Consider the following 25,289-nt stretch of genomic DNA (forward strand, 5'->3'; position numbering starts at 1 on the left):
AGCATCAGCAAACAGTAACGCGTAGGCCCCATGAAAATCCTCTAAAGCAACTTCAACACTATTCCTACGCCCCCACCCTTGAGCACGCAAAACATCAGAAGCAACAGTGCATTGATACGCCAGAGCATGCGCCGCAGACACATCAAACTCAACCCACCGCATACACGCACTCCAAATCTTGTCACTGTCTGCCGAACAATCGGGGTTAACCTAATGGTAGATAAAAGTTGGAGCGCGCGGCGAGAAACGAATCACTCTCTCGACTCGCTTTCGGCCACATTCGTCGCAGGACAGGTCGCAACCGTTACTCAGAAGATGAAGAAAGTTGCAATGATGGCGGTGTGACAGAAGCGCACCTACAGCCACCCGTTCGCCGTGGCTTGCGCGGCGGCCTCGGCCCTGGTGCGCGCCCCGGTTTTCGCCATGGCCGCCGAAATATGGTTGCGCACCGTGCCCTGACTGAGCCCCACCTCCTGCGCAATATCGGCCACCGTGCCGCCCCGGGCAACCTCGCGCAGAATCTCCACCTCGCGATCGGTCAGAGGCGAGGCCCCCGCCGTCAACGCTTCCACCGCCAGCGAGGGGTCAACCTGACGCAGTCCCGCATGGACGCGCCGGATCGCCTCGGCAAGTTCTTCAGAGGGGGCATCTTTAACGAGGAATCCGCTGGCTCCCGCATTGAGGGCACGCTGCACATAACCGGGTCGGCCGAAGGTAGTGAGTACGAGGATGCGCACATGGGGGAAACGAGCGTGCACGGCCTCGGTGGTGGCAATGCCGTCCATGACGGGCATTTCAATGTCAGTCAGGAGTATGTCAACGCCCGGTGATGGTTTGGGTGCCGAGGGCGCCTGCGCGCTCCCACCTGTGAGCTCAGCGAGTAAAGCGATGGCTTCGGCCCCGTTTGCTGCTTGGCCGCACACCTCGATGTCGTCTTCCAAACTGAGCAAAGACGCCAACGCTCCGCGCACCATCGCCTGATCGTCAACAACAACAACACGAATGGGGGCAGTCATGGGGTTACCTCCGAATGCTCAGGTGCCGCGGGTGAAGAAGGTGGCAAAGACGGCCTGGCTGGCGAGGGCGGATCTGATGCTGCGGCTGGTGCGGCTGGTGAAGCCAGCGGGCGAGAAGGCGCCGGGGGAGCGGAATCAGTCACCGGAGATGCCGCAGGTGATTCGGCTTGCGAGGATGAGGGCGAGGCCGACCCTACTGGTAACCCTTGAGGAGTGGACGTAGTCGGCAGGGGCGTGGCCGCCTCGTCAAGCTTCACACTCAGCACCCACCAATTCGCCTCCCGCCCCCAGGACAGCCTGCCGTACTCCCGGGTGCGCTCGGCCAACGCATCCAATCCTGATCCCGCCCCCCGAGTCTTACGCGAATAGGCCTCGCTGTAGCCGTTATTGCGCAGCTCAACGCCATTATGGCGGAGTGTCAACACGGCGCGGCTGGCCTTGGAGTGGACGACGATATTCGTCGTCCCTTCACGGATGACGCGGGCAATCAGTGTTGAGGACATGCCCACAGGCGGTGTGCCCTCCCGATGGACCTGCAGATCAACGCCGCTGGCGGCCAGCAGGGTGGCAGCTGAGGCAATCTCCTCATCCAGGTTGAGCTGGCGATTATCTGTTACCACCGCACGCACTTCCGTCAACGCTGAGCGTGACAGTTCTAAAAGCTCACTCACCTGTGCGTGGGCCTCCTGCGGGCGATCCTTTTCCAGTAGTCGTTTGACCAGGTCAGCCTTGATAGTCATGCCGGTCAGGGTGTGGCCCAAGATGTCGTGAAGATCGGCGCTAATACGGTCGCGCTCGCGCTCGCGCGCCAAAGCCAAAAGCTGGGTGTTACGGGCTTCTTGGCGCATACCGGCATCCATGGTGAAACGCGATAGGACGGTGCTAAAGGCTGCTCCAAGAAAAGCGAAAGGGAGGAACCAGCCGCTTTCAAAGGCCAGATGCTCGCCCAGCGCAATAACGAACAGTCCGGCCATACCAGGCGCGACAAGACGGCGAGGTGCTTGGAGCGCCCACGCCGCTGCAGGAAACCCGAGCATTTGACTGCCCCCAGAGCTTCCTATGGCGTAGACCAGCAGTGCCCCTAAAAACTGCAGGCCAAGAAGAAGGGCGTGAGTTAGCCAAAAAACCCGAGGCACAGGGCCAGGATGAGGGGAAACAGGGTTGGTAATCCAGGTTGTAAGGTAGCTGGCGATGAAGGCGACGGTGGTTGTCGCCAGAGCCAGCCCGAGGGGCCGATGGAGGCCATATTGATAGGCCCCGTAAAAGGGAAAAATAGTGAACAGGAGGAAAGGGGTCGCCCATAGGAGGGAAAAGGCTCTTGAGTTCATGTTGAGCCCAAACACGCGCTCGTCTGTGTGTGTGCTGTTCACGCTGCCCCCTGTTCTGCGGTGAGTGACGGTATTGGCGCTGAGATGTGCGAGGTGTGCGCCTGCGGGCGGAAAAAGATTCCGTCCGCAGGCGCTGTGGTTAAGGTCGACGCGATCTGCAGCATCGGAAGTACCTTGACTCTATCGGCCTACTCCCCTTGGAGCAGGCTCGCACCCTAGCGTGCCGTGTCTCGACGCTGCCCCCACACGGCAATGGCCACGAAGAACAGCATCCACGCCACCAGGGAGACAATCCACCAGGCTTTAATCTCGGCACCGTAGATGGGAGACATGACCAGTTGAAGAGGCCCATAAAGCGGCGCGTAAGGCGCGATTGTTTGGAAGAAACTCCCCATCTGATCCAATGGTAAGAACATGCCAGACAGGAAAGCGCCAATAAGAATCACCATTGATGAGGCAGAAAAGGCCCCATCGGTGCGCACAGCAAAACCGGCAGCTAAGCCAATGGCGCTAGCCATAGTGGAGGCGACAACAATGAGTGCGCCCGTCATGAGCCACACCAGGGGTTCCATACGCGAACCGGTGGCGTAGCCGATGCTGTAGGTGATGAGAATGGTGACGGCGCTCAGGAAGAAAGCCGCCGTCAAACGGGCGACGATCTGGGCAACTGTTGAGATTGGGGTCAGGGCAAAGAGGCGCGAGACACCGTTAGAGCGTTCCAGGGAGACATTGGCTCCCAGGGACGATGAGGTGAGCATGACGCCGTAGAGTGCCATCGATGCCAGGATTGAGGAGGCCACATTGCCGTGCCCCACCCAGGTGTCTGAGTAGTCCTTCCCCACACCGAACATCAGGTAGATGACGATGGGAAGGGCCAGGCTAAAACCCAGGTTGTAGGGGTTCGTCAGTACCTTATACAGACTCATCCAGGTGAGGCGCCCAAAGCCTCGCCACGGTGAGGCAGGCGCAGGGGCAACGAAGGGTGCTAGTTCAGTTTTTCCGTTTGACGAGGCCGTTGCCGCGTGCAGTGGGGTGGTCATCGTCAGAGTCCTTTCGTGGCAGTCGAGGTGGGGGCGGCTTCAGCCCGGCCGTTGGTAATGGTGGCGTAGGCGTCCTCCAGGCTGGAGGGCACAATCTCCAGGCCGTGTGCGCCGGGCACGCTCAGCAGGTAGCGGGCGGCATCATCAAGATCAGCGCCTTGGATGGTGAGGCGCTCCCCCTCCCAGCCCACCTGCCAGTCGGCGCTTCCAGGCAGAGCCCGCAACGCGGCTTCGACCTCGTCAATTGGGTCGGTAGCTCCAGAGGATGCCAACTGGTCGAAGGCGATACTGAGGGTCGAGTAGGCGGCCAGGCGCTGAATATCAGCGGTGGCGGCGTCAGCAACCACGCGCCCACCGGCCATAATGATCGTGCGTTCAGCGAAATCTTGAGCCTCAGCGAGGTAGTGGGTGGCGAAGATAATTGTGCGGCCTTGCAAAGCCTGAGCGCGCATGAGATCCCAGAACGCGCGGCGAGCCATGGCATCCATACCCGAGGTCGGCTCATCCAAAATGAGGAGTTGTGGATCAGGCAGCAGGGCCAGGGCTAGGCGCACACGCTGCTTCTCGCCGCCAGAGAGTTTCACAATCGGCTTCTTCGCGTGCTCAACGAGGTTCGTTTCCTCCAAGATTTGCGCAACGGGCAAAGCCTGGGGGTGGGTGGCAGCAAAGAGGGTGAGCATCTGGGTGACGGTGTAGTCCTCCAAAAGTGCCCCGGTCTGATGGACGACGCCAACCAACGAGCGGCAAATCGCCTCGCGTGGTTCCATATCAAACAGGGTGGCGCTGCCTTCATTGGGGGCCTGCAGGCCAAGAGCAATATCAAGCAGGGTGGTCTTTCCTGCGCCATTAGCGCCCAGAAGAGCCACGATCTGCCCGCGCGGGATCGTCAGGGAAACATTGTCAACGGCCGTGAGCGCTTTAAAACGCTTCGTCACGCCGTGAACTGCAAGTGCATCTGTCATACCCTCAAGTGTGGGTGCGGCGGGGAGTGTGAAACAGTGTGAGAGGTGAGGGGTCATGGCATGACAGATGTCACGCTTCCAGCACGGGGAAATCTCACCCTGACGGACTCGGCTACACTGGTTTTCCGCAAGACAGGGGAGCCGCCAGTTCACGCTGGCAGCTGAGAGTGCGCACGCAGACCCTCGAACCTGAATCGGTTAATACCGGCGTAGGAAGTCGCATCTCCGGTGGCCACGAAGCCACCGCACCCCTCCAACACCAACATGTGGAGGATTCCTTCATGACCATCAAGCGCCCCATTGCGGCACTTGCTCTTTTCACCGCCACCGCCATGATGGGCCTGACCGCCTGCGCTGGCCAGAGCCCACAATCTGCCGCTGACGCCGCAGGCTCCGACACCGCAGTTTCCGGCGCTGCCGCTGCTGAGGCCTCAGAGAGCATTGTCGTCCTCTCCCACGACTCCTTCGAGTTCCCCCAAGAACTCCTCGACCAATTCCAAAAGGACACCGGCGTGGCCGTCACCATCCAGGCAGTTGGGGACGGCGGCAGCCTCGCCAACCAACTCGTCCTGTCCAAGGACGCCCCCCTGGGCGATGTCGTCTACGGCGTGGACAACACGGTCTCCCACCGCCTTGCTGGCCAGGGCATTATCGAGGACGCAGGCGTGCTCTCTCCCCAAGGAGAACTCAACTTCGCGGGCGAACCTGGCCTGGTGCCCATCGACCAGGGCGACGTGTGCGTCAATATCGACAAGAAGTGGTTCGCTGACAAGGGCCTGACCCCTCCGGCAACCTTCGAAGACCTCGCCAAGCCCGAATACAAGGACATGCTGGTGGCCATGAACCCCGCCACCTCCACCCCCGGCATGGCCTTCATGCTGGCCACCATCAACCACTTTGGTGAGGACGGCTGGACCAACTACTGGACGTCCCTGAAGAACAACGGCCTGAAAGTCACCGAAGGCTGGTCGGACGCCTTCAGCGTTGACTACTCCGCCGGTGAAGGCGCAGGCCCCTACCCCATGATGGTGTCCTACGGTTCCTCCCCCGCCTACTCCATCACCGAGGACGGCACCGACACCACCACCGCATCCCTGCCAGCAACCTGCTACCGCCAGGTTGAGTACGCGGGCGTCCTGGCCGGTTCGGACAAGGTCGAGGCTGCCAAGAAGTTCGTGGAGTTCATGCTCACCCCCGAGGTGCAAGAGGCCATCTCCGAGGTGACCTACATGCATCCCACCGTTAAGGAAGCCAATGCTCCCGAAGACCTCGTGAAGTTCGGCTCCCTGTCTGATACTCCTGTTATCGTCCCTGCCGACACCATCGCGAAGATGGCAGAAGAGTGGCTCAAGACCTGGCAAGCCACCGTCATCGGCTGACCTGAGACCCTCATGTACTCGGGACGAGGCGCGCGCCGTTGGACCACCCTGTTGTGGTGGTCCCCGGCCGTCCTCGTCCCGAGTATTTTTCTCCTCCTCTTTTTCGCCTGGCCTGCTGCGACGCTCGTTGCTCGCGGGTTTACCAACGAGGCTGGCGCCCTTGACCTTTCGGCTTTTCACGAGGTCTTTGCCCGGCCTCGTACCTGGCGCATTATTGGTCTGACGCTGGGGATGGCGGCCGTTGCCACGGTCCTGTCGGTTGTGCTGGGAGTGCCCGGCGCCCATATTTTGTATCGTTGCCGCTTCCCTGGGCGGGGGATTGTGCGCGGCATCGTTGCCGTGCCTTTCGTGCTGCCGACCGTCGTGGTGGGCGTGGCTTTCCGTAGCCTGCTGGCCCGTCATGGCTGGCTGGGATTCCTGGAATGGGATGGCACGGTCACGGCCGTCATTGCGGCCATGGTGTTCTTCAACTATTCGCTGGTGGTGCGCAGCGTCGGCACGGTCTGGTCGCGCCTTGATCCGCGCATGGCCGAGGCCGCCCAAGCCCTGGGAGCGACTCCCCTACGCGCCTTCCTCACCGTCACTGTGCCCGCCATAACGCCCGCGATTGCCTCGGTGGCATCGGTCGTCTTTCTTTTCTGCGCGACCGCCTTTGGCATTGTGTTGATCCTCGGCGGCGTGGAGCTGGCCACGATCGAGTCTGAAATCTACCTGCTGACCACCGCCTTCTTGGACCTGCGTTCGGCTGCCGTTTTGTCCATCGTGCAGCTCCTGGTGATTACGGGCGCCCTGTGGGTGGCGGGTATGGCCCGCCGACGAGGAGAACGCGCATTGAAGTTGCGCTCTGACGCCGTCGAGCACCCCCTGGGCAGGGCCGACCTCCCAGCCTTAGCGGTGACGGTCGCGGTGGTGTGCGGCGTGATCCTGTTACCCCTGGTGGCTCTCCTGGTTCGCTCCTTCCAGCGTAAGGGCCAGTTCACCGTTGACAATTGGCTGGATCTGGCCAATGCGAACCTGTCCAGGGCAGTGCGCGTCAGTGCTTTTGAGGCGGCGTGGAACTCGCTGGTTATCGCGGCGCAGGCGGCGGCGATCGCCCTCGTCCTGGGGGTGCTGGTGGCGCTGGTGGTGACGCGCACACCTCGTTCAGTGGGGGCACAGCGGGCGCTGGCACTACTGGATGGGGCGTTCATGCTGCCCCTGGGGGTGTCGGCGGTGACAGTGGGTTTTGGTTTCCTTATCACCTTGAATCAGCCGCCCCTGGACCTGCGCTCTTCGCCGCTGCTCATCCCCATCGCGCAGGCGGTGGTGGCAATCCCCCTGGTGGTGCGCCTGGTGGCGCCGGTGTTGCGCGCGATTGATCCTCGCCAGCGTGAGGCCGCTTCCGCCCTGGGCGCGCACCCGCTACGGGTGCTGCTCACCGTGGATGGCGCGCATCTGGTCAGGGCGGGGGCGGTGGCCGTCGGTTTTGCCTTTGCGACCTCTCTGGGGGAGTTTGGGGCGACCTCCTTCCTGGCACGCCCGGAGGCGCCGACGCTGCCGGTGATGATTTATCGTTTGATTTCGCGCCCGGGTGCCCCCGAGCAGGGGGTGGCGGTTGCAGCCTCGGTTCTTTTGGCGGTGATTGCCGCTACGGTGATGGTTCTTGTTGAGCGAGGCCGCCCGTCAACTGCAGGAGAGTTTTCATGACGACTGCGCCAGATTTACGCCTGCAAGGTGTCACAGTCCGCTACGGGAGCACCGTTGCCGTTGATGCTGTGGACCTGGAGGTTCAAGCTGGGCAGATTATTGCTCTGCTGGGGCCGTCGGGGTCGGGTAAGTCGTCATTATTGCGGGCGGTCGCTGGCCTTGAGCCCGTCGCTGATGGTGATCTGCTGTGGCAGGGCCGATCGATTGTTGACCTGCCGACCTATCGGCGCGGCTTTGGCCTCATGTTCCAGGACGGGCAGTTGTTCCCGCATCGGGATGTGGCGGGCAATGTCGCCTACGGTATTCGCGCCCTTCCGCGCGCTGAGCGCGCCCAGCGCGTGCGGGAAGTGTTGGATGTGGTGGGTATGGGCGAGTACGCCTCCCGCTCGGTGACGTCCCTGTCGGGCGGGCAGGCCCAGCGCGTTGCTCTTGCTCGATCTTTGGCTCCCCGGCCGGAGCTATTGCTTTTGGATGAGCCGTTGTCCGCTTTGGATCGTTCCTTGCGGGAGCGCCTCTCTGGCGAGATTCGCCAGATTTTGCGCGATTCGGGGGCAAGTTGCATTTACGTCACCCACGATCAGGACGAGGCTTTTGCCGTGGCCGATCGGATTGGCGTGATGATTGATGGTCGTGTGGCGGCGCTCGCGTCGCCACAAGAGTTGTGGGCCTCCCCTGGCCACCGTGACGTGGCCCAGTTCTTGGGGTTTGGGCCGTTTATCCCCGTGGGGGAGGGGCGTTGGCACGCCGTGGCACCGGGAGCAGTGCGGGTGCGTCGTGTGATTGGCGAGGGCGAGGCCGCCGCGCTGACAACGGAGGCGGAACTTGAAACACTGGTGGCGGCTGTCAGTGCTGGTGGGCTGGATGCTGGTGGCTTGAGTGCTGATGTGCCGAGTGCTGGTGGCCAGGCTGGTGAAGCTCTGGCACCTGAGGAAAACGCTGCGACTGTGCGCCCTGTAGGTGTCATTGTCGATGCGCGCGGAGGGCGTGGACACAGTCTGGTTGAGGTGCAGATGGGGGATAAAACCTTGAAAGCACAGGCTTTGCCGCATCTTGGGGCTGCTTCGGATCTGGTGGGTGCCCTGGTGGAGCTGGAGGTTGATCTGGGCAACTGTCCGGTAGTTATGTGATCTGCCTGTGGTTTTTTGAGCTGCGTTTATCCGATCTGCTGAGGGTGATGTGACGTGCGTGGGCGTTGAGCTGCGTTAACGGCATTTAGCTGAAATCGTGGTAATCGTTGAAATAACGCGCTTTTCTGACGGTGAGTTCGGATATATCGAGGGATGTCCCACAAAGTGTGATGACATGAGGCGAAGTGAATTAACTAAGGCTAGCCTTTCCTATTGCAATCATTGAGTACTGAGAGATCTGAAATACCTGCTTGGGTGGGTAGCCAGATACTCACCCCGAAGAAAGTGGCCTTATGACCTCCCTTCGCACCCGCTTCTCCGCCCTCGCGGCCGTCGCCGCCCTCGCCCTGACCGCCTGTGCAGGTGGCACCAGCCAATCCGGCGCCGCCGCAACCGACACCAACGCCTCTGGCGCTACCGAGTCTGCAGTCTCGGGCAATGTCATCACCCACGCCTACGGCACCACTGAAATCCCCGAAAAGGTTGAGCGCATCGCCACCGTTGCCTGGGGCAACCACGAGGTTCCCCTCGCCCTGGGTGTCATGCCCGTCGGCATGGCCAAGCAGAGCTGGGGCGTCACCGACGATTCAGGTATGCACCCCTGGACTGCTGATGCTGTGAAGGCCATTGGTGGTGAAGCCCCCGTTCTTTTCGACGAGACCGACGGCATTAACTTCGAAGCCATCGAAGCCACCAAGCCTGACATTATTCTCGCTACCTACTCGGGCATTACCAAGGAAGAGTACGAAACCCTCTCCAAGATCGCCCCGACCATCGCCTACCCCACCACCGCGTGGGGCACCCCCTGGCGTGACCTCATCACCATCAACGCCGCTGCCATCAACAAGAAGGACGAGGGCGACACACTCGTCGCCGACACCGAGGCAAAGATCGCCGAGGCCGCCGCCAAGTACCCCCAGCTCGCCGGTAAGTCGGCCGCATTCTTCTACGGCTCCACCGAAGATCTCTCCAAGGTCGGCTTCTACGGCACCCGCGACCCCCGCACCGCATTCCTCTCTGACCTTGGCATGAAGGTTCCCGCCTCCGTCGCGGCCGCTACCGAAACCACTGAGGATTTCCACATTCAAGTCTCAGCCGAAAACGCCGACACCCTCTCTGACGTGGACGTCATCGTCATGTACGGCTCCGACGCTGACCTGGCCAAGTACCAGGCTGACCCCCTCCTGGGCACTATCCCCGCCTTCAAGAACGGATCGGTCGTTTTCGTGGGTAACGGTGAAACCGCATTCTCCGCAGCCGTTGGCATCAGCCCCCTGTCCATCCCCTGGGTCGTTGAGGAATACACCCAGAAGATCGCCGCAGCCGCAGACAAGGTCAAGTGATCCACACCGATCACTCAACGTCTGTGAGAATCCAGCGTCTTTTCGTAGCGGTCCTGGTTGCCCTCGCGGTGACCGGGGCCGCTGCGGCATGCTCCGTGGCCTTCGGTGCCCGCATCGTTACCCTGCCTGAAATCCTTGACGGGCTCCGCGCCGTCGGCGTGGCGCTCCCAGGCACTACCGATGCTTCCGCCGATGCCGCACACAGTGTTGCCGCGTTGGCCGTTGCCGAACGCCTCCCCCGCACTGCTATCGCCCTGGCCGTCGGGGCCGCTCTTGGCGTTTCGGGCACACTTATGCAAGCTGTCACCCGCAACCCCATTGCCGACCCCGGCATCCTCGGCATCAACCACGGCGCAGCCCTGGGCGTCATCCTCGGCATGACCCTGTGGCACACCTCCGACCTACGTATCACCCTCTGGCTTGCCCTGGCTGGGGCATTCACCACCGCCTGCTTCGTCTACCTCATTGGATCCTTGGGGCCCGGAGGAACCACCCCCATTAAGCTCGCCCTCGCTGGCGTTGCCACCACAGCACTGCTATCTTCCCTGGTCACCGCTATTCGCCTTCCCCAGGACCAGGCACTAGATGAGTTCCGCTACTGGCACACAGGGTCTTTAGGGCGTGGCAGTTGGGACACCCTCGGCACTGTTGCCCCACTACTCGGCGTCGCCCTCCTGGTAGGAATCCTCTGTGCGCGAGCCCTCAACTCCCTCGCTCTGGGAGACGAGGCCGCCACCGCCCTCGGCGTCAATGTGGCACGCACCCGCATTATTGCCGTCTCCGCTGGCGTGGCGCTCTGCGCTGCAGCAACAGCCGTGGCCGGCCCGATTAGTTTTGTCGGCCTCATGGTGCCCCACACGCTGCGCGCCCTGTGGGGCCAGGACATGCGCCTCATCCTGCCCCTGAGTGCCTTTGGAGGCGCAGCCCTCCTGACTTTTGCTGATGTTGCAGGGCGCATTATCGGCCGCCCCAACGAGGTTGCCGTCGGCATCATCACCGCCTTCATTGGCGCCCCCATCCTTATTGCCATTGTCCGGGCAACCAAGGTGCGTGACTTATGAGCGCCCCCTCCTTCCCTCCAGGCGCGCCCGCTTCTCAGGTAACGGGCGGCGCGCACGCCCTCGCCGCTGACATTCGCGTAGAACGAGGCCGACGCGCCCGCCGTCACTCTCTTGTCACCATCAGCCTGGCCACCCTGGTCTTTGCTCTGTTCTGGATGACCCTCGCCTACGGTGAAAAAATCTTCACCCCCGTTGAAATCATGGGCGTTATTGCTGGTAACGACGTGCCTGGCGCAGGCTTTGCGGTCGGGGAAATCCGCCTCCCTAAAGCGCTGCTTGGCATGCTGGTCGGCATGGCAATGGGGATGGCCGGACACGCCTCCCAAACTCTGCTCCGCAATCAACTGGCCAGCCCTGACATTATCGGCATCACCTCGGGAGCCAGCGCGTCGGCTGTATTCGCCATCCTCGTGCTGGACTGGTCGGGCATGCGCGTCACCGTGCTTGCCCTTATTGCAGGTATCACCACCGCGCTGCTCATATATCTACTGGCAACCCCCGGTATCCTCGGGGCACTCTGGGCCTACATGCGGGCCGCAGCAAGTGGCCAGCCGCGCCCCCAGCTCAGTATGGGAAGTGGCAGCGCCCAAGGTGGACGCCTGATCCTCATTGGTATTGGCGTGTCGGCCATGTTCACCTCACTCATTTCCTACCTGCAGCTTGAAGCAAAGATCTACGACGTGAACGACGCCCTCCGTTGGCTTTCCGGCTCTCTTTCGGCCGCACAATGGGGCCATGTTCCCTTCATGTCCGGGGCTCTCATCATCTTTGGAGGCATCCTCCTGTGGCGCAGCCGTGACTTGTCCCTGCTCGCTCACGGTAATGAGGCCGCTACCGCCCTCGGCGTTCCCGTCAACGCTGCGAGCGTGAGCATTATCCTCGCCCTTGTGGGCCTGGCTTCCGCATCGGCCGCGGCCACCGGCCCCATTGCCTTCCTATCTTTCCTGGCTGGGCCGATCGCTGTGCGCCTTCTTGGCCCCGTCGACCGCTCGGCACTGATCCCCTCAGCCCTCATGGGGGCCTGCCTGGTTTTGGGAGCCGACCTCGTTGGACAGCATCTGGCTCCTGTGCGCCTTCCCGTTGGTGTTGTCACGTCTTTGATTGGCGCACCCTACCTTCTGACGCAACTTATCCGCATCAATCGACAGGGGACCAGCGCATGAGCGCACTTGCCCAGCATCCCAGCCATGTCGGCGCTCAGCGCCTTGGCCACCCTCATGACCGTGCTCAATCGCGCGCACTCTCCACGCGCGACCTGACCTCTGGATACCGCAATGTCCCGGTTGTGCGCAGCGTCAATGTGGATATTCCTCCAGGGAAAATCACCGTCATTGTTGGCGCCAACGCCTGCGGAAAATCCACGCTTCTCAAAACAATGGCCCGCATTATCCCCACCATCTCTGGGGCGACTGTCCTTGATGGTCACGCGATTACTGCCATCCCCACCAAAGAACTTGCCCGTCAGCTTGGCATGCTCCCCCAGCACCCCTTAGCGCCTGAAGGGATCACGGTGGCTGACCTCGTTGGACGAGGCCGACACCCCCATCAGCGTCTTTTCCGCGCCTGGAGCGGGGAGGATGCTCAGATTGTTGCTGAGTCTTTAGAGGCAACAGGGATTGCGGACCTCGCTCAGCGCAGTATTGACGAACTCTCGGGTGGGCAGCGTCAGCGCGTGTGGATTGCCATGGCTCTGGCCCAGCGTACGGATGTGCTGCTTCTTGACGAGCCCACCACCTTCTTGGACCTCACCCACCAGGTGGAGGTGCTGGACCTGCTCACTGATGTGAACCGTGAACGAGGCACCACCGTGGTCATGGTCCTGCATGACATTAACCTGGCCGCCCGCTACGCCGACCACATTATTGCCATGAGGAATGGCCAGGTGGAAGCTGAGGGCGCACCACGCGAGGTCGTTACCGAGCAGATGGTGTATTCGGTGCTGGGCTTGCGCGCGCAGGTCATTGCCGATCCCGTGTCAGGGACGCCGCTCATTGTGCCGATTGGACGCCACCATGCGGCCGGAGGTGAAGCGCAGTTCGCGCTCAAGGGCGTGCCACAGGAAGGTTTCGGCAATGACTGAGTCCACCAGCTACGCCCTCGACGCCTGCCCGCCCGCTGACCTGCCACCCTTCCGGCTTTTCCGCATGACGGTGAGTGCCATTGAGGACCTCACCCCGTCGATTCGTCGTTTCACCTTCCAGGGTGAGGATGTGGAGCACTTCGGCGATCCTGGCCTGGATCAGCGCATTAAGGTCATCTTGCCCGCTGGCGGAGAGGCTGTGGGAAGCGCGACTCGCACCGTTCCCTCGGCCTCGCCCCAAGAGACTGCCTCCACTTTCACCACCGCATCTACTTCTCCTCCTAATGGTGGCGGCGCGCAGATGCCTGATCTCAACGCGACGGCGTGGGCGTGGGCCTCGTCCCTGTGGGACACCCCCGACTGGTACGGAACCTGGCGAGCAATGGATCCGAGCACGCGGCCTGTCATCCGCACCTACACCACACGAGCCGTGCGTTACGAGCAGGGCGAGGTTGATGTCGATATGGTTGTCCACCCTCCGCTGAGCGTGGCACATGGCGAGCCTGCTTATGAGGGCGGACATGTGATGGCCGCCGACGAGGAAGCGGAGGAGCGTGGGTTGGGACCTGCCGCGCGGTGGATTCGCAACGCGCGCGTGGGGGACGAGGCCATGATCCTGGGTCGCAACCGCTACTTTGTGGGGGACTGCGGTGGGCAAGATTTCATCGCTCCAGCCCTCACGGAGGCTTTCCTTATTGGCGGGGACGAGACGGCTGCTCCCGCAATTGCGCGCATGATGGAAGAACTGCCGGCGAGCGCCAGGGGCGTTGCTGTGGTGGAGTTGCCCTCGGATGCGGATTGTTCGTATCTGCCCACCCATCCTGGCATTGAGGTGCGCGTATTTGGGCGGGGCGATCGCCCTCATGGTGAGCGTCTGGTGGCCGAGGTGATGCGGGCGGCCGCCGAGCTATCCCCGCCGGGTGTAGCCCACGAGGTGGAAGAGATCGACATTGATCACGACATTTTATGGGAGGTGCCTCGCCATGCGAAGGGCGGGGCTGCACTCAAACGCGCTTCTTTATACACCTGGCTAGCTGGCGAGGCCGGAGCCGTGAAGACCCTGCGGCGCCACCTGGTGGCTGAGCGGGGCATGGATCGTCGATCGGTGGCCTTCATGGGGTATTGGAGGTTGGGCCGGGCTGAGTGCTGAGTGTTGAGTGTCGCCTGCACCGGATATAGTGTGCCGCGTGCTGCCTTGTGCGCTGACTGCCTTGTGCTGCGTTGTTCGTAGGGGAGGCTGGGCAGGGCGTCCTCGATATGTACTCCGCGAGTACATATCCGGCGGACGTGTACCTTTTCGGGTCGAAAAAGTACATATCGGACTAAGCTGGTCCCATGTGGACAACACCCGAGCTGCCGCGCCAGGATCTTCCGCCACTTCCTCCTAGCGAGGAAGTGGAGACCCCCGCTGTCCTGAAGGCAGTTATTGCGGCAAGTCGCCAGCTTTCCGCGCTGAAAGTGGCGTGCTCACGTCTGCCCGACCCGGCAATCCTTATTAACACCATCCCATTGTTGGAAGCGCAAGCCTCAAGCGAAATTGAAAACATCGTCACCACTAACGATGAGCTCTTCCGCGCTGTTCACAATGCCTCCGATCAGCCGATTACTCCTGCTGTGAAAGAGGCGTTGAGGTACCGCCAGGCAATGAGGGTAGGGTCTGACCTGATCGCAGAGAGGCCCTTGGGTGTCTCAACAGCGATCGAAGTGTGCACGCAGATTCGAGGTGTCCAGGCCCGGATTCGCGATCACGGTGGAACCTTCATTGGTAATCCGCGAACGAAGGAGCGCATCTACACCCCTCCTGAGGGGCGTGAGGTGATCACGAAGCATCTTGGTTTATGGGAGGACTTCCTTCACCGCGATCATGGGATTGATCCCTTGGTCGTCATGGCGCTGCAGCACTATCAGTTCGAGGCTATTCATCCCTTTAGTGATGGGAATGGTCGAACTGGTCGTGTCCTCAATATGCTCACCTTGATGGAGAAAGATCTCCTTGGGGACCCTGTTTTGTATCTTTCGGGCTACATTGTTCGCCACAAGCAGGATTACTACAAGCTGTTGCGCGGCGTGACAGAAAGAGATGAGTGGGAGCCGTGGATCCTGTTCATGGTATCCGCCTGTGAGGTCACGGCAGCGTGGACCCTGCAACTGATTGAGACCATCACCGCGATGCAAGCGGAGGTTGAGGGGCGTATTCGCACTCTCGTACCCAGGGCTCCTGCCGCTGACCTCGCGCGGCTGCTGTTCACGCAGCCTTACATCCGAATCGAGAATATTACGGAGGCTGGTTACGCACAGCGCCAAGCCGCATCGCGTTGGTTATCGGATCTCGTTCGTGCACGAATCTTGGAAGAGGAAAAGATCGGGCGAGGCAAGATCTTCGTCAATGCTGCCTTGCTTGACATCCTTTTCGAGGCTCCTTTGGCGTGAATGACGAGCGCTGTTCTTGTGCGGCGCTAGATCTACCCCTCTGTCCTCTGCCGCTTAGCGAAGTAGTAGTTTCATCCTGTTATGTACTCCGCGAGTACATATCCCGCTGATATGTACCTTTTCGGCCTCAAAAAGTACATATCGCTCGAACGTGTACCTTTTCGGGCCAAAGAAGTACATATGCGGGTGGGTGGTTCTGGATAGACGCGGCTTCGTTAAGCTCCGGTCCCGGGCCTTGATCTGAGGTCTCGATCTGAGGCATCGAGCCGTGCCCAGGCAGCGACTCTAGGCGTGGAGTCCAGGCATGGTACCCAGGAGGTAAAAGGCACCCGCATCCCTTCCCTGCCTTCGGCTGAGCTTTCCTATCCATCCCCGTCAGAAACAAGATGAATGCGGTGCCGGCGCATCTGGCCGCCTTCGCCAAGCTGATCCCATTTGTGTCTGGTGCTGCTCAGGAGGGGTTTTCTACTGTTTTTGCCTCTGCTTCGGGTGTGCGGTGACGGTTCGTTTCGACATCCGCACTTCTTCTGTGGCTATGGAGAAATCGTGAAAATCCGTTGACTATGGGTGCCTTTGCTCGAGGGCTTTTACAGCTTCGTCAGCAAAACGGTCGTAATCGCTGACATAGTTATGGTCTTGTTGCTCCCGGAAAGCTGCATATTGTGCGAGAGCATGTTGATCCGCAGCTTTTTTGGTGAGCTTTCCGGCATGGTCAAGAATCTCTCGGCTATCAAGCGTGAGAACTTGATCAAGGAGGGTAGCCCACTGCTCCATGGTTGTTATCAGATGGCGCTTAGCTTGAGACTCTGCCAGGTTCAGATAGGCCTCGACAATCCGTCCTAGTTCATCTAACTCCTCGCGAGTGAGGTAGTTTTTGCCAACCGTAACATCCGCTGGAAGTATCTTTCCTTGGGGGCGTTGTGCCAAGATGTCAGTCCCATATGAGGTTTGGTGGCATCTGCACGGGCTTTGATGGGTTCAGCTGCCGTCTGTCCATGCACAGCGAAATGCAGTTTATTCTGAATAGTCGAGAAGAATCGGCGCGTTGTTGGCGAATCTGAGGAGTAGTCAACGGCGGTGGAGTAGATGTCCGTGATCTTTTGGTAGAGGCGTCTTTCGGATAGACGAATCTCGCGAATCTGTTGTAGGAGCTGCTCAAAGTAATCAACGCCCAGAATCTCTCCTGATTCCATGTGCTCTCGGTCAATCACAAAACCTCGTAAGGTGAAGTCTCGCAGTACTTTGGTGGCCCACTGCCTGAACTGCGTCGCACGGATGGAGTTGACGCGGTAACCAACAGAGATTATGGCATCAAGGTCATAATGCTTGATTGATCGAGTGACCTCGCGGGTGCCCTCGGATCGAACTATCCGGAAATTCCGGACAGTTCGATCCATCTGCAGTTCGCCGGAGTCGTAGATGTTAAGCAAGTGCTCGTTAATGGTTCTGACATCAACGTCGAAGAGTTCTGCTAGAGCTTTCTGAGTCAACCATATAGTGCCATCTTCGTAACGTACTTCAAGGCTGGAATTCGCATCGGTTGTGAAGATGAGGAAGTGCTGGGAAGAGTGACGGACTGACGGCATGCTGGTCATGGATACCCCCGGATGGCTCGCAACTCGACTTTTACTCTGCGTCCGTCGTAGTGCAGGACATCTTCCATTGTCTCTCCTTGAAGAGCTAATGCGTAACGAACGGCTCCCCTGTGGATAACTTTTTGGAGATGCACCTGAGAGCAGGCAATATTCAGATGCTTCATGTGCCGCGTTCTTCCTTCGCGCGGTGGTGGGCGGCAACCTCTTCGGGGGTTAATGGGCCTTGCGAGGTGCCCGCACTCCCGTCCTCGCGCTGCCACTGCACAGCCAGAGAATCCTTGGAACCAAAACGCGCCAGGTGAATACCGACAACCTGTTCAATGTGGGCAAGATCGTCAGCGGCGGGGGAGTTGGGCAGTGAAATCTCCATAACGAGGGTGCCGTCCTGGGCCTTTAGCGCACAGGAGGCGGCAAGTTCGTCCTCGCGAATGAAGTTGAGGTAGCCCTGTTCGGCCTCGCTATCCCAGTCGGCTTGAAGTTTGCGACCCATGTGAGCGACAAGCTGCTTGGCGTAGCGGACAGGACGATCGGTGGCGACCTGAGCGCGAGATGTGAGGGTGAGGGACGAGGGCGAAGCCGTCAATGCAGAAGTCATAAGGCTATCCACCTAACTTCATCTGCTATGCCCGGTGGATCCCGCTGTGTGGCTGTGACATTCAGCTTGGGGGAGGCATACGCGAGAGGGGGTGCTCGGGCTGACCGCTCAGCAGGTGTGTGAGCGGGCGGATATTTCCAGGCAAACTCTTCGCAAGATCGAAAACGGAGAGCTTTCAGTGAGCTTTTCCAACGTCGCCCAGGTCCTTCGCGCACTTGGGCAGCTCGATGCTGTTGTCAACAGTGTTGATCCTCTGAACTCAGAAATCGGAAGGCTCCGCGTAGGCGCAATACACAAAAGGAGGGCTCGATGACTGAGGTCGAAATCTATGCAGATGACGCCCATGGAATGCGCCTTGTCGGTCGGGCCTTCTTCACGCGCGACAGACGTAAAGTCTCCACGACCTTCGTTGACGAGGCCTCCTACCTCTCCCAAGGTGGGATGAACATTGACCCCTCGTTGCAACTTGTTGCTGGGGCGCAATACTTCGACGGATGACTACCGGCCTTTGGTGACAGTGCTCCGGAGCGGTGGGGAAGAAATCTCATTGATAAAGCAGAACCTCTCGCTGCGCGTGACGAGGGGCGTACACCTCGCTATCGCGAAGTTTCCCCTTTTGGTGCAGAAATGATGCCAGAAGAGGCTGAGATGCTGATGGACTTTGCTGCGGAATGTAGCCTCAGTGTTGAGCAGGCGGAAGCAAGAATTCGCCGAATAGCCGCGGCAGCTTCACAGTGGCGCCAGATAGCTGCGCTGAAGGGAATTGCTCAGCGAGAAATCGCGATGATGGAGCAGTCCCTTTCTCAGCGTCTTGGCGCTGTGCACACCCTCTGCGATTGAGAGTCTGCACAGCATCGCCCTCGTCAGCAATAGTTGTGGAGCACTTGTTGCACGGCGTAGCAGTTGCGACTTTTTGTGACCCCTATAGCCGTCACAAAAAGTCGCAACTGTCACGTAACTGGACTACCGACTAGTCCGCTCCCTCCATTGGATGCGCGCACTAGCCACTTCGACCTAGAACGCCAGCCCCTTCGGCGCTGGCCCCAGGTCCCAATACCGGGCGTTAGGCACCTCGAAGCCATTGGCTTTGTAGGCCTCGTAGTCGAAGTTTTCGCAGTCTTCAAAGCCGATCAGGTGGTACTCGTAGAAGCCGTCCCAATCCTCATAGCCCGACCCCAGGGAGGATTCCAAGAAGGCGTCGGCCATGGCCATCGCCAGGGGTGGGGCGGTGAAGAATGCGCCCATGGCCAGTAGGTTTGCGCCATTGGCAGCAGCCGCGCGGCGAGCAGAAGGCAGCGACTCGGCCACGGCGGCGTGGACGTGGGGCACCTTCGAGGCCGCAATGTGAATACCCATGCCGGTGCCGCAGAAGGCGAGCGCGCGGTCAAATTCGCCCTCGGCAATCTGTGCGCCCACCAGGAAACCTACTCGGTGGTACATCGGACAGTCTTCCAGAACTGGCGTCATATCGGTGACGGTCCAGCCGCGTTCTTCCAGGTGGGCCTTGACGGCTTCTTTCAGGGGGAAGCCTGCGAAGTCGGCTCCCACTACAACATGCTTATCAGCAGCAGTCTTCTTTGCCTGCATCATGATTCAGCCTTTCGAGTCAGGAGGCGCGACAGTACTGCCCCGCCTTTGAATTCATCCATGGTGATGATGGCCAACAGCACGCCACCCCAGATCAGGGGGCGGTAGAAGTTGGAAATGTTGGGGAACATGTTCAGGCCAGAGGCCAGGATCTGCAGGGTCAAGATGGCCAGGATGACGCCGGTAATGCGTCCCTTACCGCCGTTGGGGTTCACACCGCCAAGCACCACGATCAAGATGGTTAGCAGGGTGTAAGGCTCGGCGTTACCGGCCTTGGCGGAGTTGTAGGTGGCGAGCATAATGACGCCTGCAATGCCGGCCAGCACGCCTGACAGGATGTAGGTGCGCATCAACAGCGAGTTCACCTTCATGCCAGAAAAGCGGGCTGCGGTTTCATTGGTGCCGAGCATGAGGATCTTTGTACCAAATCCGGTGAAGGTCAGCAGGGAGCCGATCACGGCCACGCACACAAGGAACACGACTAGTTGGATTGGGATGACGCCCAGTAGTTTGCCGGTGATGACGTCGCTGAAGGGTTTGAAACCGGGCACGCCCTTACCTTCGGAGATGACGATGGCGACGCCGCCGAACAGCTCAAGGGTGCCCAGGGTTGCCAGGATGGGTGGGATCTTCACGCGGGAGATAAGGAAACCGTTGAATGCGCCGCAGGCGCCGCCGACGATCATGGCCATCAGGAAGGCGATGAGGACGGACATGACGTAGTTGGTGCCGGTGGCTTCAGCAGTTAGTGCGGCTTTGAGGGTGTAGGCGGTGATGATGCCGGTCAGGTTGGCTACCGAGACCATGGACAGGTCAATGCCTGCGGTGAACATGGTGATCATGACGCCCAGGGCCATGATGCCAAATTCTGGGAATTGTACGGCCATGCCGGTCCAGGTGCGTAGGCCAAAGAATTGGCCGGGTTTGACGATGGCGAAGAAGGCCAGCAGGGCGACCAGCACGATAATCATGCGGGTGAGGTAGGGGTCGCGTGCAAGGCGGTCGCGTATTCCCAGGCGAGCGGGTGCGGTTGCAGCAGTCATGGTGAGTACCCCTTTCCTTATGCGGACTTCAGTTGTCGGCCGCGCGAGCGGGAGATCTGCATGGCGGAAACGCCGGTGCCGATGATGACCAGTAGGCCCAGGGCGAAGCGTTGCCAGAAGGTCGAGATGCCCATGAGGATCATGGAGTTTTGGACGATGACGATCAGTGCGGTGCCGAGCATGGCGCCTGTGAGTGAGCCGGTGCCGCCGGTAATGGCGGTGCCGCCTAGGACAACGGCTGCAATGACCATCATTTCCATGCCCAGCAGGTTGGTGGGGTGCATTTGTCCCATGGCGCTGGTGCGTACCATGCCTGCAAGGGCTGCGATTATGCCGACCAGGATGTAGAGGAGGAATAGTGTGCGTTGGACGTTAAATCCGGCGCGTTCTGCTGCTGCCCGGTCGCCTCCGATGGCGAAGATACCGCGTCCGAACATGGTGTAGCGGGTGATGAAGAAGGCCACCGCCAGTACTGCGACGAGTAGGAGGAAGCTGGTGGGCATTGGCGAGGTCAACCCCGAGGTTGGGTTCGTTGCGACAAAGAGGTTTGATGCGCCGAAGGCTTTCATAGAGGGGGGAATGTTCGGGATCTGAACGGATGCCAAAGCCCCTTGCATGACACCGTTGAATACTGAGGCAGTGCCCAGGGTGATGATCAGTGTGGGTACGGTCAGGCGTGAGGTGAATAAGCCGTTGAAGGCGCCAAGGAGGGCACCTAGTGCCATGGCCATGAGGAAGGGAATGATGACGGGTCCTTCAAAGCCTTGGTCGACGAGGAATCGCGTGGTGGCGTACACCGCGAGCGAAGCCAGGGCTGGGAAGGACACGTCGATGCCGCCGGAGACGAGGACCAGGTGGGTGCCGATGGCGAAGAGGCCGGGTACGACCATGGCGTTGGCGATGTCGACGAGGTTATTGCTGGTGAAAAACTGGCCCGAGCGCGCCTGAATGATCAGGGCGACGGCGAGGATGACGAGTGCGACGTAGAACTCGTTGGAGCGCAGTAGGCGTGAGCGGAGTTTATTCATGTCACTTCACTCCTTCAAGGTCGGCGTCGGAGGCGATCATGTCGGATAGTTCTTTTTCGGAGGTGGTCGCGGGGTTGGCCTCGCCAGAGAGTCGCCCGGCTTTCATGATGAGGAGGCGGTTGCAGTTGTCGAGGACTTCGGCGATGTCGTCGGAGATGATGATGACGGCCATGCCTTGGGCGGCTAGCTCGCGGATGATGCTGTGGATTGTGTGTTTGGAGCCGATGTCGACGCCTACGGTTGGGCCGTTGAGGATGAGGACGTCGGGTTTTTGGGCGAGCCATTTAGCGAGGACGACTTTTTGTTGGTTGCCGCCGGAGAGGGTGTTGACAGCGTTGGTGGGGTCTTTGGTGGCCACGCCAATGTCTGCTACCCAGCGGTGTTGTTCGGCGGTCATGGCGTCTCGGTCGAGGATGCCGAGGGCGCCGGCGAAGTTGTCCATGATGGAGACGGTGATGTTGGAGCCGATGGAGCGTTCGAGGAAGAGGCCTTCGGTGAGGCGGTCTTCGGGGACGTAGGCGATGCCTGCTTTCATGGCGTCACCGACGTTGTTGAAGGTGACGTTTTCGCCTTTGAGGGTGAGTGTGCCTGAGTCGATGCCGTAGGCGCCAAAGAGTGCCATGGCGAGTTCGGTGCGGCCTGAGCCGAGCAGTCCGGTGATGCCGAGGATTTCTCCGCCGTGCAGGTCGAAGGACACGTCGCTGAAGGCGCCTTCGAGGCTGATGTTTCGGGCGGAGAGAACGGGTGCGGGGCTGAGTTCGCCGGGGATGAAGCGGCTTTCGTCGAAGTCGCGTCCGGTCATGTAGCGGGCGAAGGAGCGCCGGTCGAGTTCGTGTTTGTCGCAGGTGATGATGTGTTGACCGTTTCGGATGATGGTGAAGCGGTCGGCGATTTCGAAGACCTCTTCGAGTTTGTGGGAGACGAAGAGGATTGCCATGCCTCGTTTTTGTAGTTCGAGGACGATGCTGAAGAGTGCTGCGACTTCGCGTTTGGTGAGCGCTGTGGTGGGTTCGTCCATGATGAGCAGCTTGGCGTCGCTGACGAGGGCGCGGCAGATGGCGACGAGCTGCTTGTCGGCAACTGAGAGGTCTCCAACGCGGGCATCAAGGTCGATGGTGATGCCGATGGTGGCGAGGGCTTTTTGGGCGATTTGGCGGAAGCGTTTCCAGTTGGCGATTTTCCGTCCGGCGGCGACTTCGCTATTCAGGGCGAGGTTTTCCATGACCGTGAGGTTGGGGAAGACGGAAAAGTCTTGGTAGATGACTTGTACGCCAGCGTCGATAGCTTCTAGGGGGGTCATTTTTTCAAAGCTGCGCCCGGCGATGGTGATGGTGCCTGAGTCGGGGGCGTGCACGCCGGAGATGACTTTGATGAGGGTGGATTTCCCGGAGCCGTTTTCGCCGGCGAGGCAGTGGATTTCGCCGGGGGCAATGTCGAGGTTAATGTCTTTGAGGGCGTGGACGCCCTTGAAAGACTTGTTGATTTGCGACACCGAAATCAGTGGTGTGGCAGTGTGTTGTTCGGTCATGGGGCCGCTCTTTCCAACAGTAACCGTGGTGCCCGCGTCGTTGCGGGCCGGATCGTGAGGGGGTGAGTTGTGGGCCGGGTGAGTGTAGCTCACCCGGCCCAGTGGCTCAGAGGGGGTTAGAAGCCGAAGCTGTCAACGTTGTCTTTGTTGATGGTGATCCAGCCGTTGCCTTCGAGGACCTTGGTGGAGCCTTCAGCGAACTTCATGTTTTCGTAGCCGGGGACGCCCAGGTTGATGCCGTCCTTGACTTCTTCGCCGTTGAGGATCTTATTGGCCAGGGAAGCCATGGCGTAGCCGGCGTCGGCGGGATCCCACAGGGTGAGGGCCGAGACGAGGTCCTTCTTGAGGATTTCAGCGTTGGCGGCGGGCATGCCGGTGCCTGCGGTGAAGACCTTGCCGGTCAGGCCGAGTTCTTCGATGGCGCGGGCGACGCCGGGGGCGTCGAAGGAGGAGGTGCCCATGATGCCCTTCAGTTCGGGGTAGGTCTTGAGCAGTTCCTTTGCGGCCTGGTAGGCGCTTTCGCCGTCGTCGTTGGATTCGACGCGGGGGTTGGCTTCCAGGAGGGTCATCTTGGGGTAGGTCTTCTTGGCGTGTTCGACGCCGCCGTCTGCCCATTCGTTGTGGGAGGCGTTGGTGACGTGGCCGACCATGGTGGTGTAGACGCCTTCTTCACCCATGGCTTTGGCGAGGTTGTCCATGATGAACGCGCCGTAGGCCGAGTTGTTGAAGGCTTCGATGTCGTACATGGTGTTTTCTTGCGAGGCGCCTTCGTGGGTGATGACGATGATGCCCGCATCCATGGCTTCCTTGAGGACGGGCTCAAGCACGCCTGGGTCAACGGGGACGACGCCGATGGCGGAGACACCCTGGGCGATGAGGTCTTGGATGACCTGTGCCTGCTGGGTGGCGTCTGTTTCGGCGGGGCCTTTTTGGTAGGCGTTGATGCCGGTGTCTTCAGCGAACTTTTTGACGCCGGTTTCCATGCGCACGAACCAGGGGTTGGTGGAGTCCTTGGGGACGATGACGATGGAGTGGTCACCGCTGCTCGCTGCGGGTGCGGGAGTTGCGCCGTCGGCGCTGGAGGTTCCTGTGTCACTGCCGCCGGTGGTGCAGGCGGTGAGGGTGAGGCCCAGGGCTGCTGCTGCAACGAGGGCATTGCGGGAGAACTTTGTGAGCTTCATATTCTTTTCCTGTGATCTATCGGCGTTGACAGAAGGTGCCTGGCCGTCTTTGGCCGGGTATGAGAGCGAGAGGCTCTGTGCCGTCGCGCTACTGTGCGCGGGAGGCTTGGCATGAGGATACCGGCTCCAATCCTCAAAAGTGTGGGAGAAGGTACACAAAAATTCAAGCGTGCAAAATTTGCATAGAGGAAAGCGGGTGCTATTCCCTGCAATTGTGCCGATGCCACCCCTTTTCCCTTGAAAAATAGCGTGCAATCGTTATCATTCCGAGATGATTTGGATGCCCCAATCGCACCAAAAAATTCACCTAATGACGGCCGAAAGAACGGAGTTTCTTCCCAAGAAGAGGGGCGCCTCAGAATCAGTGTTCAGCGAGCCACTCTTTAAACTCAGCAGCCGTCGCATACGAGGTCTGCGTGCCGTGGCCTGTCACCGAATGAGCCGCGTAGGCGTTGGCTGTCCGTAAAGAGTCCTCAATGCTTCGCCCGTCAGTGATGCAATGGGCAAAGCATCCGATGAAGGCATCCCCCGCCCCCACGGTATCGACGGCGTTGACGCTCAACTGCGGTACGTGTAGTTCCTCGCCATGTGAGCCCAGCCAGAGAACGCCGCGCTCACCCATGGTGACGATGACGTTGCCGCATCCTGAAGCCAGCAGGGTGCGGGCGGCCTCGCGAATCTCATCAAGGTTGCTTACCGGCATGTCGGTGAGCAGAGCAAGCTCGGTTTCATTGGGCATGAAGTATTCACAGCGGGCCACCCACTCCACTTCGAGTTCCTTCGTTGCGGGGGCGGGATTCAGCAGTACGGGCACGTTCAGTCGATTGCCCAGGGCAATAGCTGCGCGAACAGTGTCGAGGTGAATCTCTAATTGCAGAACAATCAGTTCGCAGCGGGCAATATCCTCTGCTGCGGCTTCAAGATCGTCGGGGGTGAGGGCGTTGTTTGCGCCCTTGACGATAATGACGGAGTTACGAGCTTGGGGGTCAACGAAGATCGGGGCAACGCCAGAGGCGCCGGGCACCTGCTTGACGTAGCGGGTGTCAATGCCGTTATCGCGATAGTTCTGCATGGTGGAGTTGGCAAAGAGGTCATCTCCTACGCAGGTCACCATGAGGATTGAGGAGCCCAGGCGGGCGGCGGCAATGGCCTGGTTGGATCCTTTTCCACCAAAGCCGAGGCGGAAGTCGGGGGCCTCAATGGTTTCGCCTTCTTCGGGCATGCGGGTGATGTAGGTGATGAGGTCAATATTGTTTGAACCGATGACTGCGATGTCCACG

23 protein-coding genes and 1 pseudogene are annotated in these 25,289 nt (G+C 60.1%); 12 read left to right on the plus strand and 12 right to left on the minus strand.

Features of this window, described 5'->3' with window-relative positions; all coding sequences use genetic code 11:
• Positions 1-356 precede the first annotated feature (356 nt).
• The 4 genes from EII11_RS08530 to EII11_RS08545 form a co-directional block, all read right to left on the minus strand.
• A complete protein-coding gene (locus EII11_RS08530) occupies positions 357-1,016 on the minus strand; it encodes a response regulator transcription factor (protein ID WP_124871563.1) in 660 nt (219 codons plus the stop codon).
• Positions 1,013-2,344: a sensor histidine kinase gene (locus EII11_RS08535; protein ID WP_124871567.1), complete on the minus strand. Its 1,332-nt coding sequence runs from the start codon at positions 2,342-2,344 to the stop codon at positions 1,013-1,015. Before EII11_RS08535 ends, EII11_RS08530 begins: the two co-directional genes overlap by 4 nt.
• Positions 2,345-2,559: 215 nt before the next feature.
• Positions 2,560-3,384 carry an ABC transporter permease gene (locus EII11_RS08540; protein WP_124871570.1) on the minus strand — a complete coding sequence of 275 codons (825 nt, stop codon included), beginning with the start codon at positions 3,382-3,384 and terminating at the stop codon, positions 2,560-2,562.
• 2 nt (positions 3,385-3,386) lie between these two features.
• Positions 3,387-4,346: an ABC transporter ATP-binding protein gene (locus tag EII11_RS08545; protein WP_124871574.1), complete on the minus strand. Its 960-nt coding sequence runs from the start codon at positions 4,344-4,346 to the stop codon at positions 3,387-3,389.
• 167 nt (positions 4,347-4,513) lie between these two features.
• On the opposite strand from EII11_RS08545, the gene EII11_RS08550 reads away from it, so the two are divergent.
• The 9 genes from EII11_RS08550 to EII11_RS08595 all read left to right on the plus strand — a co-directional run bounded on the left by EII11_RS08550 (position 4,514) and on the right by EII11_RS08595 (position 15,452).
• Positions 4,514-5,725: a thiamine ABC transporter substrate-binding protein gene (locus tag EII11_RS08550; RefSeq protein WP_476707466.1), complete on the plus strand. Its 1,212-nt coding sequence runs from the start codon at positions 4,514-4,516 to the stop codon at positions 5,723-5,725.
• A 12-nt stretch (positions 5,726-5,737) separates the two neighbouring features.
• Positions 5,738-7,411 carry an ABC transporter permease gene (locus tag EII11_RS08555; RefSeq protein WP_124871579.1) on the plus strand — a complete coding sequence of 558 codons (1,674 nt, stop codon included), beginning with the start codon at positions 5,738-5,740 and terminating at the stop codon, positions 7,409-7,411.
• Positions 7,408-8,538 carry an ABC transporter ATP-binding protein gene (locus EII11_RS08560; RefSeq protein ID WP_124871582.1) on the plus strand — a complete coding sequence of 377 codons (1,131 nt, stop codon included), beginning with the start codon at positions 7,408-7,410 and terminating at the stop codon, positions 8,536-8,538. Before EII11_RS08555 ends, EII11_RS08560 begins: the two co-directional genes overlap by 4 nt.
• A gap of 293 nt (positions 8,539-8,831) precedes the next feature.
• Positions 8,832-9,881, plus strand: a complete 1,050-nt coding sequence (locus tag EII11_RS08565; RefSeq protein WP_124871584.1) for an iron-siderophore ABC transporter substrate-binding protein — start codon at positions 8,832-8,834, stop codon at positions 9,879-9,881.
• Positions 9,878-10,942, plus strand: coding sequence for a FecCD family ABC transporter permease (locus tag EII11_RS08570; RefSeq protein ID WP_240623119.1), 1,065 nt, complete (start codon positions 9,878-9,880; stop codon positions 10,940-10,942). Before EII11_RS08565 ends, EII11_RS08570 begins: the two co-directional genes overlap by 4 nt.
• Positions 10,939-12,105, plus strand: a complete 1,167-nt coding sequence (locus tag EII11_RS08575) for a FecCD family ABC transporter permease (protein WP_124871587.1) — start codon at positions 10,939-10,941, stop codon at positions 12,103-12,105. The genes EII11_RS08570 and EII11_RS08575 overlap by 4 nt, the downstream gene beginning before the upstream one ends.
• Positions 12,102-13,022: an ABC transporter ATP-binding protein gene (locus tag EII11_RS08580; RefSeq protein ID WP_124871590.1), complete on the plus strand. Its 921-nt coding sequence runs from the start codon at positions 12,102-12,104 to the stop codon at positions 13,020-13,022. Before EII11_RS08575 ends, EII11_RS08580 begins: the two co-directional genes overlap by 4 nt.
• Positions 13,015-14,172 (plus strand): siderophore-interacting protein, encoded by a 1,158-nt coding sequence (locus EII11_RS08590; RefSeq protein ID WP_240623120.1) that lies wholly within the window; start codon positions 13,015-13,017, stop codon positions 14,170-14,172. The genes EII11_RS08580 and EII11_RS08590 overlap by 8 nt, the downstream gene beginning before the upstream one ends.
• 185 nt (positions 14,173-14,357) lie before the next feature.
• Entirely contained in the window at positions 14,358-15,452 is a 1,095-nt protein-coding gene (locus EII11_RS08595) for a Fic family protein (protein WP_124871593.1), read from the plus strand.
• Between the two features lie 561 nt (positions 15,453-16,013).
• On the opposite strand, the pseudogene EII11_RS08600 reads toward EII11_RS08595, so the two are convergent.
• Positions 16,014-17,047 (minus strand): annotated as a pseudogene (locus EII11_RS08600) (virulence RhuM family protein).
• A gap of 160 nt (positions 17,048-17,207) precedes the next feature.
• A complete protein-coding gene (locus tag EII11_RS08605) occupies positions 17,208-17,642 on the minus strand; it encodes a DUF2218 domain-containing protein (protein WP_124871596.1) in 435 nt (144 codons plus the stop codon).
• Positions 17,643-17,733: 91 nt separating this feature from the next.
• Between EII11_RS08605 and EII11_RS08610 the strand changes: the two genes are divergently transcribed.
• The 3 genes from EII11_RS08610 (at position 17,734) to EII11_RS08620 (ending at position 18,482) form a co-directional block, all read left to right on the plus strand.
• On the plus strand, positions 17,734-17,955 hold the full coding sequence (locus EII11_RS08610) for a helix-turn-helix domain-containing protein (protein ID WP_124871599.1): 222 nt from the start codon (positions 17,734-17,736) through the stop codon (positions 17,953-17,955).
• The gene (locus EII11_RS08615) at positions 17,952-18,140 is read left to right on the plus strand and encodes a hypothetical protein (protein ID WP_124871602.1); all 189 of its coding nucleotides are present in this window, start codon (positions 17,952-17,954) and stop codon (positions 18,138-18,140) included. The genes EII11_RS08610 and EII11_RS08615 overlap by 4 nt, the downstream gene beginning before the upstream one ends.
• Before the next feature lie 129 nt (positions 18,141-18,269).
• Entirely contained in the window at positions 18,270-18,482 is a 213-nt protein-coding gene (locus EII11_RS08620) for a hypothetical protein (protein ID WP_124871605.1), read from the plus strand.
• A 174-nt stretch (positions 18,483-18,656) separates the two neighbouring features.
• Here the strand turns inward: EII11_RS08620 and EII11_RS08625 are convergent, their stop codons facing one another.
• From EII11_RS08625 to rbsK, 6 genes are all read right to left on the minus strand, one after another.
• The gene (locus EII11_RS08625; RefSeq protein ID WP_240623121.1) at positions 18,657-19,232 is read right to left on the minus strand and encodes an RpiB/LacA/LacB family sugar-phosphate isomerase; all 576 of its coding nucleotides are present in this window, start codon (positions 19,230-19,232) and stop codon (positions 18,657-18,659) included.
• Entirely contained in the window at positions 19,229-20,272 is a 1,044-nt protein-coding gene (locus EII11_RS08630; protein WP_124871608.1) for an ABC transporter permease, read from the minus strand. Before EII11_RS08630 ends, EII11_RS08625 begins: the two co-directional genes overlap by 4 nt.
• A 17-nt stretch (positions 20,273-20,289) precedes the next feature.
• Entirely contained in the window at positions 20,290-21,300 is a 1,011-nt protein-coding gene (locus EII11_RS08635) for an ABC transporter permease (protein WP_124871610.1), read from the minus strand.
• Position 21,301: 1 nt separating this feature from the next.
• A complete protein-coding gene (locus EII11_RS08640; RefSeq protein WP_124871613.1) occupies positions 21,302-22,828 on the minus strand; it encodes a sugar ABC transporter ATP-binding protein in 1,527 nt (508 codons plus the stop codon).
• A 116-nt stretch (positions 22,829-22,944) separates the two neighbouring features.
• A complete protein-coding gene (locus tag EII11_RS08645; RefSeq protein WP_124871616.1) occupies positions 22,945-24,009 on the minus strand; it encodes an autoinducer 2 ABC transporter substrate-binding protein in 1,065 nt (354 codons plus the stop codon).
• 361 nt (positions 24,010-24,370) lie between these two features.
• Positions 24,371-25,288: a ribokinase gene (rbsK, locus tag EII11_RS08650; protein ID WP_124871619.1), complete on the minus strand. Its 918-nt coding sequence runs from the start codon at positions 25,286-25,288 to the stop codon at positions 24,371-24,373.
• Position 25,289 lies beyond the last annotated feature (1 nt).

It is taken from the genome of Schaalia canis (assembly GCF_003858455.1).
Classification (GTDB): domain Bacteria; phylum Actinomycetota; class Actinomycetes; order Actinomycetales; family Actinomycetaceae; genus Pauljensenia; species Pauljensenia canis.